The sequence below is a fragment of the Actinomadura atramentaria DSM 43919 genome (genome assembly GCF_000381885.1).
Classification (GTDB): Bacteria; Actinomycetota; Actinomycetes; order Streptosporangiales; family Streptosporangiaceae; genus Spirillospora; species Spirillospora atramentaria.
Genome location: NZ_KB907208.1, coordinates 545,014 through 560,530 on the forward strand (window position 1 = coordinate 545,014; position 15,517 = coordinate 560,530).

Below are 15,517 nucleotides of genomic sequence, written 5' to 3' on the forward strand. Positions count from 1 at the left end.
TTTATCGCGCGATGGAGAGCGGCGATCCCGGTGAAAACGACCGCATGGCGCGTGCGACGCTCCGACACGACCGGCCCCACCGCCCCGGTCGGCGGTCCGGCGGGCGCGGTCCCACTCCGCCCGGCACCCCGCGACGTGACGGCGCGGCGGCCGGGCGCGAGCGGCGCGGTGCGCCCGGCGGTGCGCGTAACAATTCGTCGCGGCGGGCGCGGCCTTTTGTCATCGGGTGCGGGACGGGAATGGCGTTTCTGTGAACCGGTGAGCGGACGGCGTCCTCGGGGCGCGGACCGGCCGCGCGCGCCCGGTGCGCCGCGTCCGCGTGCCGAGTAGCCTGCCGTCGAACGATTGTTCAGGCGGTTCGGGAAGGAGGGATCGACGCGATGCCCCGGGAACTCCCCGCCCCCGATCCCTCCGAGAAAATGCCGCAGGCGATCCTCGACATTCTGCAGGCGGAATTGACGTCGCTGGCCGAGGAGATCCTGGCGGAGGTGCGCCGCTCGGTCCCCGAGTACCCGGCGGACGGGGCGCAGCGCTCGGCCGTGGACCAGGCGATCCGCACGTTCATGGACCGGCTGGCCGGTTCGACGGACCCGCAGGAGCGCCGCGACGAGCTGTTCCGCGCGCTCGGCCGCGACGAGGCGTACGAGGGCCGCAGCCTCGACGCGCTCCAGGCCGCGTACCGGGTCGGCATCAAGACGGCGTGGCGGCGCGTCGCGCAGGTGGGCCGGCGGCGCAGGCTGTCGTCGGAGGTGATGACCCGGCTCGCGGACGCGCTGTTCGGCTACATCGACGAGCTGGCGTCCCTGTCGGTGCAGGGCTATCTGGACGCGCGCTCCCGGTCGGCCGAGGAGCTGGTCGAGATGCAGCGGCGGCTGCTGCGCCTCGTCCTGCGCGGTCCGGGGGTGCCGCGGTCGGCGTTGGACGAGCCCGCCGCGCAGGCGGGCTGGACCGTGCCGGACGAGGTGACGATGGTCGCGCTCCCCGCGAAGGCCCGGTGCGTCCGGGCGGCCCTCGACCACGACGTCCTCGCCGACCTCGGCGACCCGGAGCCGTATCTGCTGGTCCCCGGCCCGTTCACCGAGACGCGGCGGGACATGCTCGCGGGAGCGCTCCCGGACCGCCGCTCGGTGGTGGGCCTGACGGTCCCGCTGGCGGACGCGGCCGACTCGCTGCGCTGGGCCCGCGCCGTGCTGGCCCTGGTCAGGGCCGGAATCCTGGAGGACGCGGGCCCGACGCGCTGCGCCGACCACCTGCTGGAGCTGTGGCTGCTGTCGGACGTCGCGCTGCTGGAGCAGGTCGCGCGGCACCGGATGCCCGGTCTGGAACGGCTGAACCGAAGTCAGTGGTCGCGGATGACCGAAACCCTCGGCGCGTGGCTGGAGTCGCAGGGGAACGCCGTCGAGACCGCGCGGCGTCTCCGGGTGCATCCGCAGACGGTTCGGTACCGGATGCGGCAGATGGGGGAGACCTTCAGTGATCAACTGGGCAACGCGGACGCGCGATTCGTCCTCGACGCGGTGCTGCGCGTCCAGCGGCTGCGCGAGCGGAGCCCCGCGCCTGGTGACGATCCGTTATCCCAACCACATGCAACGGCGCAATAACCGAGTGTGACTTTAAGAATTCTTTACCCGGTCTCCCGGCGAACTTGATCTAGTTTCGGTGTGCTTCACCTCACACACAGAACGTTCCGGGAGGCGCAGGGGTTCCCCGCTCGGCGCCCTCCGGCCCACCCACCGACCGGACCGTCCGGCGGCCCGGGAAGCCCCGCCCGGCGCGCCGTACGCCGGCACGGCTGCGCTCTCGGAGGTGCCGTCAGATGACGCAGACGTTGGAGCCGGGGATCGCCCACCGCGTGCCGTCGCGCCTGCCGAGCCGGCTCGCGGTCCTGATGCGGCCCGAACTGCCCGGTCTCGCCGACGAGATCATCGCCGAGATCCGCGCCGCCATCCCCGAGTACGGGCGGCCGTCCACCGGCCCGTACGTCGAGGCGCTGCGCATCGGCGTCGAAAGCGCCCTCGGCCACTTCGTGGACCAGGTCGCCAACCCGGCCGTGCCCCGCGACCGGCACGACGAGACCTACCGCCGCCTCGGCCGCTACGAGGCGCTGGAGGGCCGCAGCCTCGACACGCTGCAGGCCGCGCTCCGCGTCGGCGCGCAGGTCGCGTGGCGGCGCGTGATGGAGGTCGGACCGCGCCGGAAACTGTCCACGACGATCATGGCGCAACTCGCGGACGCGCTATTCGCGTATATCGACGAACTCGCGGCACTCGCGCAACAGGGATTTCTCGACGCGCGCCCCGACGAGGAACTCGAAGGCCACCGCCGCCGCCTCCTGGACTTCCTCGTCCGGCGGCCCGGCGCGTCCCCCCGGGTGCTCGCGGAACTGGCGGCGCGCGCGAAGTGGACGGTCCCCGACGAGGTCACGCCGGTCGTCGCGGCGGCGGGCAGCCCCTACGTCCGCAGCGCCCTCCCGCCGGACGCGCTCGCGGACCTGTCCGCCGAGGACCCGCACCTGGTCTTCCCCGGCCCGCTCACCGACGAGCGCCGCCGCACCCTGGCCGAGGCGCTGCCCGAGGGGCAGGTCGCGGCGGGCGTGACGGTCCCCGTCGAGCAGGCCGCCGACTCGCTGCGCTGGGCCCGCCAGGCGCTCGGCCTGCTCGAACGCGGCATCCTCGACGACGGCCCGGTGACCTGCTGCGACGACCACCTGCTCACCCTCTGGCTGCTGTCGGACCAGGCGCTCACCGAGCAGATCGCGCGCCGCCACCTGCGCGAGATGGCCGACCTCAACGCCCGCCAGCGCGACCGGCTGCTCGACACGCTGCGGACGTGGCTGACGCTGCGCGGCACCGCCGCCGACATCGCCGAGGAGCTGAACGTCCACCCGCAGACCGTCCGGTACCGGATGCGGCAGCTCGAGGCGGCGCTCGGCGAACGCCTCAACGACCCCGACGCGCGGTTCGCGATCGAGGCGGCGCTGCGCGCGATGCGGCTCCGGCACGGCGCGCGCGGCGGTGACGGGACGGGAGCGGAGGGTTGACCGCGGCGGCCCCGGCCCTCACCCGGTGACAACCGCCGCCAATTCCCCGACCCATCGGATAATCACCCGGTCATGACCTGTGTGATCGGGGTTGTAGGGGCTCGGCGGCGCGTGCTTTCATCAATTTCCCACAAGCTTTCATGATCATTGGGAATGACCGGAGGTGACGCGGTGACGCGGGTGCGTTCGTCGGGTGGCGCCATTCTCGCCGGCCTCGGCGCGGCGGCGGTGATCGCCGTCTCGCTGGCGCCCCCGGTCGCGGCGGCCCCGCTGCGCGACGACCCCGCGCCCGACCCGTCCGCCAGCGCCACCACCGACCCGCCCGCGGAGCCGAGCGACCCGCCGTCCGACCCGGGCGGCGGCGGCACGACCGAGCCCAGCGATCCGCCGACGGACCCGGGCGGCGGCGACCCTAGCGACCCGCCCACCGATCCGGGCGGCGGCGATCCGAGCGACCCGCCCACCGACCCCGGTGGCGGCGACCCGAGCACGCCTCCGGGCGGCGGCGATCCGAGCAACCCGCCGACCGACCCCGGCGGGGGCGACCCGAGCACGCCGCCGGGCGGCGGCGACCCCAGCAACCCGCCCACCGACCCGGGCGGCGGCGACCCCGGCGTCCCCAAGACCCCGGTCCTGTCGGTCGGCGCGTCGGTGTCGGCGTCCACGGTGCGGCCCGGCGGCTCGCTCACCGTCACCGCGACCGTCTCGTCCGCCAACGCCCCGGCGGCGGGCGCGGCGCTGCGGATGGCGGTCAGCCGCGGGTCGATCAGCCCCGCCGGACGGTCCCTCGGCACCGTCGCGGCGGGCCGGAGCGTCGCCACGATCGCGACCGTGACCGTCCCGTCGAACGCCAAGGCCGGGACGATCCGGCTCACGGTCGGCGCGTCCGCCGCCAAGGCCGCGGGCGTCTCGCGCGGCTACACGCTCATCGTCACGCAGCCGTCCGGCGCGCTGCCGCCCGGCGTCGACCTCAACCACCTGCCGCCGGACGCGCCGCCGCTCACCCCGCCCGCCGGTCCCGCCGCGAACCCGCTCGCGGACCTCAAGGGCCCGCAGGTCGCGCTGCCGCCCGTCACCAACCCGCAGACCGCGCCCAGCCCGATGCCGCTCGTGCCGGTGTCCAGCCTGCGGCCGCTGCCCGGCGCGGTCTTCACCGACGACGACCTGCGCGCCCTCCAGGGCGCGGCGCTCGCCGCCGTGTCCACCGCGACGCTGCTGCTCCTGCTGCGGCTGCGGATGATGCGCCGCGCCGACGCGCCCGTCCGCCGCGCCCGCCGCCTCTACCCGCAGCTCGACGGCAAGCGGATCACCGCCGCGCGGCTGCGCGCGCTGCCGCCGCTGCCCGCGCCCGCGCGCTACTTCTCGCTGTCCTGGATGCCGCCGCGCCGCCCGCGCGGCGTGCAGATCTGAGGCGCCCCCGAACTCCACCTCCGCCCGAGGCGCCGGGCGGAGGTGGACCCGGCGGCGCGCCCGGCGGACCCCGTCGCGCCGGACGGGGCCGCCGGGCGCGCTCCGCCCTCAAAGTCCCGGCCTACGGCCCTCGCCTGGCGGCTCGGGCCTCACCGGGCCTGTGCGAGCGCGGCATCGCTTCGCGATCTGGCCGGCGAAGCTCGCCTCCGGCGTCGCTTCACCGCCCAGGTAACGCACTCGCGCTGTGGCTGAGGCACGTTGAGACACGCCCTAGCCCGCGAGGCGGGTGAGGATGCGCAGGACCTCGTCCAGGATCTCCCGCGCGTCGGCCTCGTCGTCGGCGAGCGCGATCTCCCGACCGGCCTCGCCGATCACCGTCGTCAGCACGAGGCTCAGCACCTGCGGCGCGCGGCCCGCCGCGCCCGGCGCGAGCAGCTTGGTGTTCTGGCCGACCCAGTGCTGCGCGCGTTTCCGGCGCATCAGCGAGAACCCCGACGGCCCCTCGCCGCCGTGGAACAGCCGCGCCGCGTCCCGCCGCTCCCAGCAGACGCCGAGGTAGGCGCGGGCGCCCGCGACGAACAGCTCGATCGGGTCGGCCGCCGCGCTCCGGCGCGCCGCCGCGACGGCCCGCGCCGCCGCGTCCTCCTGGTCGCGGCACAGCTCCTCGTACAGCGCGAGGTACAGGCCCGCCTTGCCGCCGTAGTGGTGGTACAGGCTGCCGACGCTCGCCCCGGACCGCTCGACGATCTCCGCGACGCCCGCGTCGGCGTAACCGCGGTCGGCGAAGACGTGCAGCGCGGCGTCCAGGAGCGCCCGCCGGGTCGAGTCCGCGCGCGCCCACTGCCGCCCGCCCGTGCCGTTCGTCGTCCGCATGCGACCATCGTGCCCGCGCCGGTCGCCCCGCCGCCACCGCGCCCGGGTCAGTACCAGTGGTGCGACGACCACCACGCCCACGCCCCGCACGGGTCGTGGTAGCGGGCCTTGATGTAGCCGAGCCCCCAGGCGATCTGCGTGGGGGAGCTGGTCCGCCAGTCCGGGCCCGCGCTCGCGAGCTTGGAGCCGGGCAGCGCCTGCGGGATGCCGTACGCGCCGCTGCCGGGGTTGGTGGCCCGCTCGTCCCAGCCGCTCTCGTGGTTCCACAGCGTCAGCAGGGACTGCCAGCAGTTGCCCCAGCCGCGCTGCGCGTTCATCTTCTTGCCGTACGCCTTGTTCTGCGCGGCGGACGGGTTCATGCGCGCGAGCCGCTTGCGTTCCTCCTCGCGCTTGCGGATCGCCTCCAGCTTCTTGCGCGCGGCCTCGTCCTTCTTGGCCTTGGCGCGCAGCCGCTTCAGCTCCGCCTGCTCTTCCTTGTAGGCGCGCTCCTTGGCGGACGCGACGATGTTCGCGGCCATCGGGTCCATGTCGGACGCCCGGAACCGTTCGAGCATGTCGCCCGCCGACAACCCCTGCACGCTCGCGGGCGGTCTGCTGCGGTGCCCGGTGATCGCGTCGGGGTTGACGAACACGACGACGGCGGCGGCCACGCCGAGTCCGGCGGTCGCGATCGTCGCGTTGTGCGTGAGGATCTTCGCGGCGATCCGCCGCCGCGACCGGCGCGGCGGCGCGGGGAGCTCTTCCGCGGGCGGCTCCGGCGGATCGGCGGGAAGCCTCGGCGGCGGCACAGGCGGCGGCCCGCCGGGTCCGACGTCGTCGAGGGCGGCCTGCGGGGTGGACGCGTCGTGGGGCGCGGGCCTGCCGAGCGGGCGCTCGCCGGTCCGCCGCCGCGTTCCGCCGCGTCCGCGCGAGGGGGTCCGGCCGCGCGTGCCGTGGCTCTGTGGCATGTCAGTAGAGTGCCGCATCCTCCCCGGTTCGCGCACCGGTCCCTCCAGGTTCCGCCCGCGCGGGAACGTTCTAGAGTTCCGTGTCGCCGACCGCGAGCCGCGCGGGCTGCAGCGCCTCGAACAGCTCCCGCCGCAGGCCGCCGAGCGCCGCGAACGGCCCGTCCGGCTCCTCCAGCGCCCGGTTCACCGCCGCCGCCGTCGCCCGGCCCGCGTCGGTCAGTTCGACGAGCGTCGCGCGCCGGTCGCTGGGATGCGGGGTCCGGCGGACGAGCCCGGCGGTCTCCAACTGGTCCACCGTGAGCTTCACCGAGGTCGGGTGCATCATCACCAGCCGGCTGAGCGTGCTGAGCCGCGTCCGCCCCGTCGAGGTGAGCGCGAGCGTCGTCAGCAGGAAGTAGCCGGTGCGGGTCAGGCCGCGCTGCTTCAGCTCCCCGTCGAGGGCCTTCTTGAGGTACTGGTGGAGCCGCCCGACGGACGCCAGGATCATGAAGGGCCACGGCTCCCCGGTGAGGCCCTGGTCCGTCCAGCGGTCGAGGACTCCCGTCAGCAGCGGGTCACCGGCCGGTTCCTCGGCGATGACCTGCGGCTCCGGCGCGGACTGCGGTGAAGTTCGCACAACGCCTGATCGTAGCTCCCGACAAATCCCCAATGTAAGTACTCGCTTCTTAGACGACTTTCCAATAGAGTGCTCCAGATCACAGACGGTGCCGGTGTGTCCCCTGGTCACGGCGGCCCGAACGTGATCCGGGCGTCTTCCGAGGTCCGGGCGTCGCGGTCCCCACCCGCGCGGCGCCCGCAGCGGCCGAGGCGGGCGGCCGGTTTCGGATGGGCGCCGACGTCCGAGCACAAAGGAGGCTGGAATGTCCCTTCACCCTGCCACCGAGGGGGAGGTCTCCGGCTGATGGCCATGAGCCTGAGCAGGGCTCCCGACCTCGCCCTGCGGCGTCTCGCCAAGGTCCTGGACGAGACCGGGCTGCTGTGCGTCACCCTCCTGGAGGGCCTGCGCCGCACCTGGGACGTCCGGCAGTGGTGGGGCGAGTTCATCGAGCAGTGCTGGTTCCTCGCCCGCGTGACGAGCGTCCCGGTCATGCTCATCGCGGTGCCGCTCGGCGCCACGATCTCCCTCCAGGTCGGCGACATCGCCCGCCAGCTCGGCGCCCAGTCGCAGACCGGCGCGCTGCTGGTCGCCGCGATGATCCAGCAGGTCGCGCCGCTGGCCGCCGCGCTGCTGGTGTCGGGCGTCGGCGGGTCCGCGATCACCTCCGACATGGGCGCGCGGCACATCCGCGACGAGCTGGCCGCGATGGAGGTCATGGGGATCAACCCGATCCACCGCCTCGTCACCCCGCGCCTGTGGGCCGCCAGCACCGTGTCCGCGCTGCTGTGCTCGGTCGTGATCCTCGCGGGCGTCCTCGGCGGCTACTACTTCAACGTCATCCAGCAGGGCGTCAGCCCCGGCGCGTTCTTCGACGGCGCGACGAGCCTGCTCCAGTTCCCGGACCTCGTGATCACCCTGTTCAAGGCGTGGATCTTCGGGTTCGTCGCCGCCGCCGTCGCCTGCTACATGGGCATGAACTGCGACTACGGCCCCGTGGGCGTGGGGCGCGCGGTGAACAAGGCCGTCGTGGTGACCTCGATCGTGGTGTTCGGTTTCAACTACGTGCTCACGATGATCTACCAGGTCCTTTTCCCCCCGAGGTTCTGATGGTCGCGATTTCCCCCGTTCGCAAGCTCGGCCGGGCCTTCCGGGGCCGGACCGCCGGCCTGTCGGGATCGGCGAGCCTGCCGGTCTTCCTCGGCCGGGTGCTCTACCACCTCGTCGTCGACATCGTCATCCGCCGCAAATACGGCAAGACGCTCGCCAAGCAGGTCAGCGACATCACCGTCGGCGTCGGCGCGCTCGTCATCGGCGGCGGCATGATCTTCGTGATCGCGACGATGGCGCTGGCCACCGGCGCGATGGTCGGCCTCCAGGCGTTCCCCGGCCTGGAGCGGATCGGCGCGGAGGCGTTCACCGGCCTGGTCGCCAGCTACTCCAACGTCCGCGAGGTGACCCCGATCATCGCGGGCGTCGCGCTCGTCGCGCAGGTCGGGACGGGCTTCACCGCCGAGATCGGCGCGATGCGGATCTCCGAGGAGATCGACGCGCTGGAGGTCATGGGCGTCAACTCCCTGGCCTACCTGGTCTGCACGCGGGTCGCCGCCGGAGTCATCGCGCTCGTCCCGCTGTACCTGGTGTCGCTGTTCATGGCGTTCTTCGCGACGCGGTTCATCTCGATCCAGTACTACGGGCTCTCGCCGGGCATCTACGACTACTACTTCCACCTGTACCTGCCGCCGATCGACGTGCTCTACAGCGCGATCAAGGTGGCGGTGTTCGCGTTCATCGTCATGTTCATCCACTGCTACCGCGGCTACTACGCGGCGGGCGGGCCGGTGGGCGTGGGCGTCGCCGCGGGTCGCGCGATCCGCGAGTCCACGATCCTCATGATCCTGATGAACCTCGTCCTGTCGTACATCTTCTGGGGCCACGGCGGAACTGTGAGGCTGACCGGATGAGCGACGAAACCCTCTCCACGCGCACCCGGACCGGGTTCGCGCTGCTGGGCGCGGGGGTCCTCGCGGCGGCGGCCGCCGGGGTGGCGCTCGGCGCGTCCCCGTCCTACGCGGGCTCGACGTATCTGACGGCGACGTTCGCGCGGGCCGGGCAGGGCCTGGACCCGGGCAAGTCGGACGTGAAGATCCGCGGGATCGCGGTCGGGACGGTCGCGGGCGTCAGCCTCGGCCGCGACGGCCGGGTCACCGTCCGGATGCGCCTCGACAAGGGCGTCCGCGTCGCGCGCACCGCGACGGCGGGCATCGAGCCGGTGTCGGTGTTCGGCCCGAAGGACCTCACGCTGGACCTCGGCTCGGGCGAGACCACCGGCCCGTACCTCCCGGACGGCGGCCGGATCGGCAGGACGACGGACCCCGAGGAGATCTCCGACACCGCCTGGCCGACGTACCGGCTGACGGCGGCGCTCGACCCCGACGAGGTCGCCACGATCGTCCACACCTTCTCCGCCGGGTTGTCCGGCGAGGGCCCGGCGCTCCGCCGCACGGTCGGCAACCTCGCGACCGTCGTGGACGCCACGCACCAGGACCGGAACGTCCTGCGCGGCCTCATCGACGACGTCACCGGCCTGTCGGGGACGCTCGCCACCCGAGGCGGCACGCTGACCGGCGCCGTCGCCGACGCCAACAAGGTCGCCCCGGTCGTCTACACCCGTCCCGACAAGGTGTCCGCGCTGCTGGACGAGGCCGGGAAGACGGCCGGCACGGTGAGCGGCACCCTCGACCGCCAGGGCGGCCACCTCGGCCACGTGGTCGACTCCGCCGCCGGGGTCGCCGCGACGGTGAACGCCCAGCGCGGCAACATCCCGACGATGATCGACGGCCTCAACGGCTTCTTCAACCTGCTCGCCGACATCATCCGCACGAAGGGCCCGCAGGGCACCGAGCTGGCGCAGGCCCGCGACACCCTCTCGCTGGACCTGTGCCGGACGCTCGTCGACATCTGCCCGCCGGGCTTCTCCATGTCCACCCCGAAGGTGAACCCATGAAGCGGTTCGGCGGCAAACCCGGCCGCGGCCCCCAGTACACGGTGATGGCGAAGTTCGGCGTGTTCGTCGTCGTCACCGGCCTGCTGACGTTCTACATCGGGCAGCAGATCCTCGGGACGAGCTTCAGCGACCGCTACAAGCTGACGGCCACGTTCGACGACGTCACGGGCCTGCTCGAAGGCGACACGGTGAAGGTCGCCGGAACCCCGGTCGGCCAGGTCACCGGCGTCAAGGTCGTGCGCGGCAAGGCCGTCGTGTCGATGAAGGTCGACAAGGACGTCCGCATCCCGGACGACTCGACGGCGGCGATCCGCTGGCGCAACGTCATGGGCCAGCGCGTCGTCTACCTCGAACCCGGCCAGAGCCGGACGATGCTGGCGTCCGGCGCGCGCGTCCCGCACACCCGGTCGGTCGTGGACCTCGGCGACGTCGTCAACAGCCTCGGCCCGCTCACCCAGAACCTCGACCCCGGCCAGCTCAACAAGATCCTGTTCGCGTTCGCGCAGGCCCTCGACGGCAACGAGCAGAACCTCTCGGTGCTGACCGACAACCTCGACGGCCTGCTCCAGACGTTCGCGACCCGCCGCACGACGATCGCCGGGATGATCGACGACTACGAGACGGTCAGCGCCGCCGTCGCCGCCCGGGACCGGCAGATCGCCGCGAGCGTCGACAACCTCGCGGAGCTGACGAAGGTGTTCGCGGCGAACAAGAAGGTGCTGGAGGACGCGATCGTCCAGGTCGGCGGCGTCACCACCAACCTCGACCGCGTCCTCGGCGGCAACGACGCCGAACTGGCCCGGATCGTGGACAACCTCGCGAAGTTCAGCGGCACCTTCCGCCTCAACGTGGACCAGCTCGAAAAGATGGTGCAGCAGCTCCCGCTCACCCTGCGGCAGTTGTTCTCGACCGCCAACGGCGGCCACTTCCTGCGCACCAACGCGCTGTGCCTGAACATCGTGCAGGGCCCGTGCCCGTTCCCGATGAACCTGCCCGCCGCCCCCGGCCAGCAGCCGAACGACACGACGCCCGACCCCGCCGACCTGGCGAAACTCAAGTCGATGCTGACGGGAGGCGGCAAGTGAGACGACGGCTCACCTCCCTCCGGGACGTCAACCAGAAGGTCGTCGCCCTGCTGACGCTCGGCGTCATGGGCGCCGCGTGCGTGTTCGCGTTCGCGGTCGGGCAGCTCCACCTGTTCGACCGCGGCTACACGATGAGCGGCGAGTTCTCCGACACGGCCGGGATGAAGAAGGGCCAGGACGTCCGCGTCGCGGGCGTCAAGGCCGGGCGCGTCACCGGCGTGCGGCCCGACTTCGCGCACGGCAAGGTGATCATCACCTGGCACATGAACCACGGCATCGACCTCGGCCCCGACACCCGGGCCGAGATCCAGACGACGACGCTGCTCGGCGGTCGCTACCTGCGGCTGTCCGGCCCGGTCGCCCGGCCGTACATGGCGGACGTGCCCGCGTCGCGGCGGCGCGTGCCGCTGTCGCGGACCGCCGTCCCGTTCACCGTCCCGGACGCGCTGGAGAGCGCGCAGAACATCGTCGGCAAGCTCGACGAGAAGAGCATCGACAAGCTCCTCACCGAGGTCGGCAAGATCCAGTCGCCGAGCGCGGCGAAGCTCAAGCGGGTCCTGGTCAACGTGCAGGACGTGTCCCGCACGCTCAACGACGCGACCCCGCAGGTCCAGAACCTCATCGAGAACAGCAAGAAGATCACCGGCACGCTCGCGGCGAAGGACGCCGAGCTGCGCCAGATCCTCGACGCGAGCCAGACGCTGCTGGACACCCTCGTCCGCCGCCGCGACGAGCTGGCCGCGACGATCGGGTCGAGCAGCCGCACGGTCCGCACGCTGTCGAACGTCATCTCCCGCAACCAGAAGCAGCTCGACCAGCTCCTGGACAACCTGCACCTGCTGACGACGCGGCTCGCGCCCAACATGGACGCGCTGAACACCGACTTCTCGCTGCTCGGCCCGACCTTCCAGCAGATCGCCAATTTGAAGGGAAACGGGGCCTGGATCGAGGGCCTGCTCACCGGCCTCGGGCCGCTCCAGCCGCCCGGCCCGATCTCCACGCGGCGGCCCGCCGGGAACCAGGGAGGCAACTGATGAGGTTTCCACGGCGGTTGAGGCCGGGCTCGCTCGTCGGGGCCGGGCTCGCCCTGGTCCTGGCGGCGACGTCGGGCGGCTGCGCGGTCGGCGGCGGCGGCGAGCGGACGATGACCGTCGAGCTGGCCAAGGCCCGCTCGTTCTACCCGCAGTCCAAGGTGAAGGTGATGGGCGCGGACGTCGGGCTCGTCGACAAGGTCGAGAACAAGGGCGACCACATCCGGGTCGTCTTCCACATCGACCGGGACGTGCCGCTGCCGCGCGGCGTGCAGGCGTCGATCGTCCCGCTGAATCTGGTGGGGGAGCGGAACCTGGTCCTGCACCCGGCGTGGAAGCCGGGCGAGGCGAAGGAGACCGGGAACGACATCCCGATCGAGCGCACCCACGTGCCCGTCGAGGTGGACGACGCGCTCAGCTCGTTCACCAACCTCGCGCAGGCCCTCGACCCGACGAAGGTGAACACGGCGCTGCACGGCGCGGCGCAGTCGTTCGCGGGCAACGGCAAGGACTTCAACGCGACGCTGGAGCAGAGCGCGCGGCTCGTGGAGAACGTCGCCGGGCAGGACAAGGACCTGATCGAGGTCGCCAGGAACCTCGACCGCATGGCGGGGGTCGTGCGGGGCCGCGAGCAGGTCCTCGGGACGGTCATCCGCGACTTCGGGCAGGCCAGCCAGGTCCTCGCCGCCGAGCGCGGCGAACTCCAGCAGCTCGTCACCGGGGTGCTGGACCTCGCCAAGAACGGCGGGAAGCTCATCGACAAGTACAAGGGCCAGCTCCCGTACGACCTGAGCGTCCTGACGAAGGTCGCGCTGGTCCTGAAGGGCAACGCCAAGCAGCTCGGGCAGCTCATCGACGTCCTGCCGGGCATCAGCTCGGCGTTCATCGGCGGCTACAACACCACGGACAAGTCGCTGCACCTGCGGTTCGCGGCGGACGCGTTCCTGCGGACGTGGCTGCGCGGCCTGCTCAACACCGACGAGGTCGAGTGCCCGCTGCCGAAACCGAACTCCAACTGTCCGTTCACCTACTCGGGCGGAGGCGGGAAATGAGACGCGCCGTGGCGCTCGCGCTGGCCGCGTCGGTGGCGCTGCCGGGCTCGCTGTCGGGCTGCTCGCTGCGGACGGCGGGCGCGCCCAAGGGCCATCTGACGCTGACGGCGACGTTCACCGACGCGCAGGGGCTCGTCGCCGGGCACAGCGTGAAGATGTCGGACGTGACGATCGGCAGCGTCACGAAGGTCCAGCTCACGTCCGACTACAGGACGAAGGTCACCGTCTCGATCAAGGACGGGGTGCGGCTGCCGGTCGGCACCCACGCCGAGGTGAAGGTGACCTCGCTGCTCGGTGAGAACTATGTGGACCTGACGCTGCCGCCGGGCGGCCGCACCGACACCGGCCCGTTCCTGGCGAACCACGCGGCGATCGCGGACACGAGCGTGCAGCCCGCGTTCGAGCAGGTCGTCGGCCAGGCCGGGCCGCTGCTGAAGGCGCTGGCGGGCGACGACGTCGCGACGGTCGTCAACGCGGGCGCGACCGCGCTGGACGGCAACGGGCCGAAGCTGAACAGCACGATCCGCCAGTCCGCCGAACTGCTCCAGATGTTCGCCGACCAGCGCAAGGCGCTCGGTGAGGCGGTGGACAACTTCGCCAAGCTGGGCCGGTCGCTGGCGGCGGGCAAGGACGCGCTCGGCGCGGCCCCCGCCGAGCTGGAGAAGGCGTCGCGGGTCCTCAACGAGGACAAGGACAAGATCGTCCACGCGGTCGAGCAGCTCACCGAGATGGCCCGGCAGCTCAACGACAAGGTGCTGGAGGGCCGGGTCGCGCGGTTCCGCGAGCTGCTCAAGGACGTCGACCCCGTCCTCGCGCAGCTCGGGAGCAACCGCAAGCGGCTGACGGCGCTGGTGGACGGGCTCGTCACGTTCTCCGAGAAGCTGCCGAAGGCGACCTGGGACGGGCAGATCCTGCTGTACCCGATCCTCAAGGTGACCTGGCCGAACGGCACCCCGGTCATCCCCGAGGCCCCGGCCGCCGGGGGCTCGAAGGCGGCGGACCAGGGGAAGAAGAAGACCTCCGGCGCGAAGAAGGACACCGGCAAGCCGTCCGGCTCCGGCGGCGGGACGGGCATCGAGCTGCCGCCCGCGCTCCGCCAGGCGTTCCCCGACCTCGCCCGCATGCTGGAGGGACAGCGATGACGCGGCGCCTCACCATCAACCTCGCGGTGTTCGCGACGCTGGCCGTCGTCATGGTCGTGTGGGCGTTCCGCAACGTCGTCCACTTCGACTTCATCGAGCGGCCGTACCACCTGGTCGTGGAGTTCGAGTCGTCGCCCGGCCTGCACCCCGGGTTCGAGGTGGACTACCTCGGGCTGCGCATCGGCAAGATCGACTCGGTGAAGCTGGAGAAGGACCGCGTCGTCGTCCGCCTCGACATCGACCGGGGCGTGACGGTGCCGCAGGGCGTGAAGGCCGCCGCCGCCCGCAAGTCCGCGGTCGGCGAGCCGGTCGTCGAGCTGACGCCGGGGCCGGGCGGGATCAACGCGCCCGCGATGAAGGCCGGGACCGTCATCCCCAAGAGCCAGACGAGCGTGCCGCCCAAGTACGGCGACCTGTTCGCCGCCGTCATCGACTCGCTCAAGGCCATCAACCCGAACGACGCCAAGATGCTCACGCACGAGCTGGCGGCGGGCTGGTCCGGCCGCGAGGACTCGCTGCGCCAGATCATCAACGGCGGCGACCAGCTCACCGCCACGTTCGCGCAGAACACCGAGCTGCTCGACCGGCTCACCAAGGAGTTCGGGCGGATCGGCGGCGTCCTGAACGCCAACCGGGGCGACCTCGGCGCGGGCATCGACAACCTCGCCGCCGTCACCGCCGCGCTCAGCCAGGTGCGCGGGCAGCTCACCGAACTGCGCGACCGGGGCCCCGACCTGCTCGCGACCGTCAACGGCCTGCTCGACCAGACGGGCAAGAACTTCGAATGCACGGTCGACGCGCTCGGCACGCTCGGGCTGTCGAAATACGACCCGGACTACCTGAAGGACCTCGCGGACGTCCTCAGGGCCGCGCCGATGCTGAACACCGTGCTCCACAACGTCATCGGCAACGAGGGCGGGAAGCCGGTCCTGAACGTCGTCTTCCTGATCACGCTCAAGACGACGGCGACGCTGGAGTACAAGTACCCGCTCGACCAGCCGGGCGTGAACAAGACGATCACCTGCCCGGACGGCAGCACGCCGCAGGTCGGCAAGCAGAAGCCCTACAAGTCCAAGGACCCGGGCGCGACGATCCCGACGCACGACCCGTCCGTCGGGAAGAACGACGCGCAGATCAACGCGAAGAACGTCGCCAGCAATGACGACGACGCCTCTTCTACGGTCGGCCCGCGTTGGCTAATGTACGTTGCCCCGGTTCTGGCGCTGCTGGTGCTGATCCGGGTGATCGCGAATTTCGTGCCCGCGCTGTCGCGCCTGACGCGGCTTCCGGCACCGCTGCGGCGGCGGCGGAAGAAGGACTGACCCCGATGACCCC

General features: G+C 72.3%; 14 protein-coding genes. 11 read left to right on the forward strand and 3 right to left on the reverse strand.

The window, feature by feature from the left end; genetic code table 11:
* Window positions 1-380 precede the first annotated feature (380 nt).
* From G339_RS32305 to G339_RS36325, 3 genes are all read left to right on the forward strand, one after another.
* Window positions 381-1,601, forward strand: coding sequence for a PucR-like N-terminal domain-containing protein (locus G339_RS32305; RefSeq protein WP_019629509.1), 1,221 nt, complete (start codon window positions 381-383; stop codon window positions 1,599-1,601).
* 215 nt (window positions 1,602-1,816) lie between these two features.
* On the forward strand, window positions 1,817-3,040 hold the full coding sequence (locus tag G339_RS0102560) for a PucR family transcriptional regulator (protein ID WP_019629510.1): 1,224 nt from the start codon (window positions 1,817-1,819) through the stop codon (window positions 3,038-3,040).
* 153 nt (window positions 3,041-3,193) lie between these two features.
* Complete coding sequence (locus G339_RS36325) at window positions 3,194-4,450, forward strand: hypothetical protein (protein ID WP_157407247.1); 1,257 nt, start codon at window positions 3,194-3,196, stop codon at window positions 4,448-4,450.
* A gap of 270 nt (window positions 4,451-4,720) precedes the next feature.
* Here G339_RS36325 and G339_RS0102570 read toward each other — a convergent pair whose 3' ends face one another.
* The 3 genes from G339_RS0102570 to G339_RS0102580 all read right to left on the reverse strand — a co-directional run bounded on the left by G339_RS0102570 (window position 4,721) and on the right by G339_RS0102580 (window position 6,886).
* Window positions 4,721-5,323: a TetR/AcrR family transcriptional regulator gene (locus G339_RS0102570; protein ID WP_019629512.1), complete on the reverse strand. Its 603-nt coding sequence runs from the start codon at window positions 5,321-5,323 to the stop codon at window positions 4,721-4,723.
* Window positions 5,324-5,370: 47 nt separating this feature from the next.
* A complete protein-coding gene (locus G339_RS40195; RefSeq protein ID WP_019629513.1) occupies window positions 5,371-6,270 on the reverse strand; it encodes an aggregation-promoting factor C-terminal-like domain-containing protein in 900 nt (299 codons plus the stop codon).
* Window positions 6,271-6,340: 70 nt separating this feature from the next.
* On the reverse strand, window positions 6,341-6,886 hold the full coding sequence (locus G339_RS0102580) for a MarR family winged helix-turn-helix transcriptional regulator (protein WP_019629514.1): 546 nt from the start codon (window positions 6,884-6,886) through the stop codon (window positions 6,341-6,343).
* A 285-nt stretch (window positions 6,887-7,171) separates the two neighbouring features.
* Between G339_RS0102580 and G339_RS0102585 the strand changes: the two genes are divergently transcribed.
* From G339_RS0102585 to G339_RS0102620, 8 genes are read left to right on the forward strand one after another with little or no spacing between them, the layout of a single operon-like run.
* Window positions 7,172-7,975, forward strand: a complete 804-nt coding sequence (locus G339_RS0102585) for an MlaE family ABC transporter permease (RefSeq protein ID WP_019629515.1) — start codon at window positions 7,172-7,174, stop codon at window positions 7,973-7,975.
* Window positions 7,975-8,829 carry an ABC transporter permease gene (locus G339_RS0102590; protein WP_019629516.1) on the forward strand — a complete coding sequence of 285 codons (855 nt, stop codon included), beginning with the start codon at window positions 7,975-7,977 and terminating at the stop codon, window positions 8,827-8,829. The genes G339_RS0102585 and G339_RS0102590 overlap by 1 nt, the downstream gene beginning before the upstream one ends.
* Window positions 8,826-9,872, forward strand: coding sequence for an MCE family protein (locus G339_RS0102595; protein WP_019629517.1), 1,047 nt, complete (start codon window positions 8,826-8,828; stop codon window positions 9,870-9,872). Before G339_RS0102590 ends, G339_RS0102595 begins: the two co-directional genes overlap by 4 nt.
* Window positions 9,869-10,957: an MCE family protein gene (locus G339_RS0102600; RefSeq protein WP_019629518.1), complete on the forward strand. Its 1,089-nt coding sequence runs from the start codon at window positions 9,869-9,871 to the stop codon at window positions 10,955-10,957. Before G339_RS0102595 ends, G339_RS0102600 begins: the two co-directional genes overlap by 4 nt.
* The gene (locus tag G339_RS0102605; RefSeq protein WP_019629519.1) at window positions 10,954-11,991 is read left to right on the forward strand and encodes an MlaD family protein; all 1,038 of its coding nucleotides are present in this window, start codon (window positions 10,954-10,956) and stop codon (window positions 11,989-11,991) included. The genes G339_RS0102600 and G339_RS0102605 overlap by 4 nt, the downstream gene beginning before the upstream one ends.
* The gene (locus tag G339_RS0102610; protein ID WP_240489732.1) at window positions 11,991-13,040 is read left to right on the forward strand and encodes an MCE family protein; all 1,050 of its coding nucleotides are present in this window, start codon (window positions 11,991-11,993) and stop codon (window positions 13,038-13,040) included. The genes G339_RS0102605 and G339_RS0102610 overlap by 1 nt, the downstream gene beginning before the upstream one ends.
* Complete coding sequence (locus G339_RS32320; RefSeq protein WP_033322051.1) at window positions 13,037-14,182, forward strand: MCE family protein; 1,146 nt, start codon at window positions 13,037-13,039, stop codon at window positions 14,180-14,182. The genes G339_RS0102610 and G339_RS32320 overlap by 4 nt, the downstream gene beginning before the upstream one ends.
* A complete protein-coding gene (locus G339_RS0102620) occupies window positions 14,179-15,504 on the forward strand; it encodes an MCE family protein (RefSeq protein WP_026341081.1) in 1,326 nt (441 codons plus the stop codon). Before G339_RS32320 ends, G339_RS0102620 begins: the two co-directional genes overlap by 4 nt.
* Window positions 15,505-15,517: the final 13 nt, after the last annotated feature.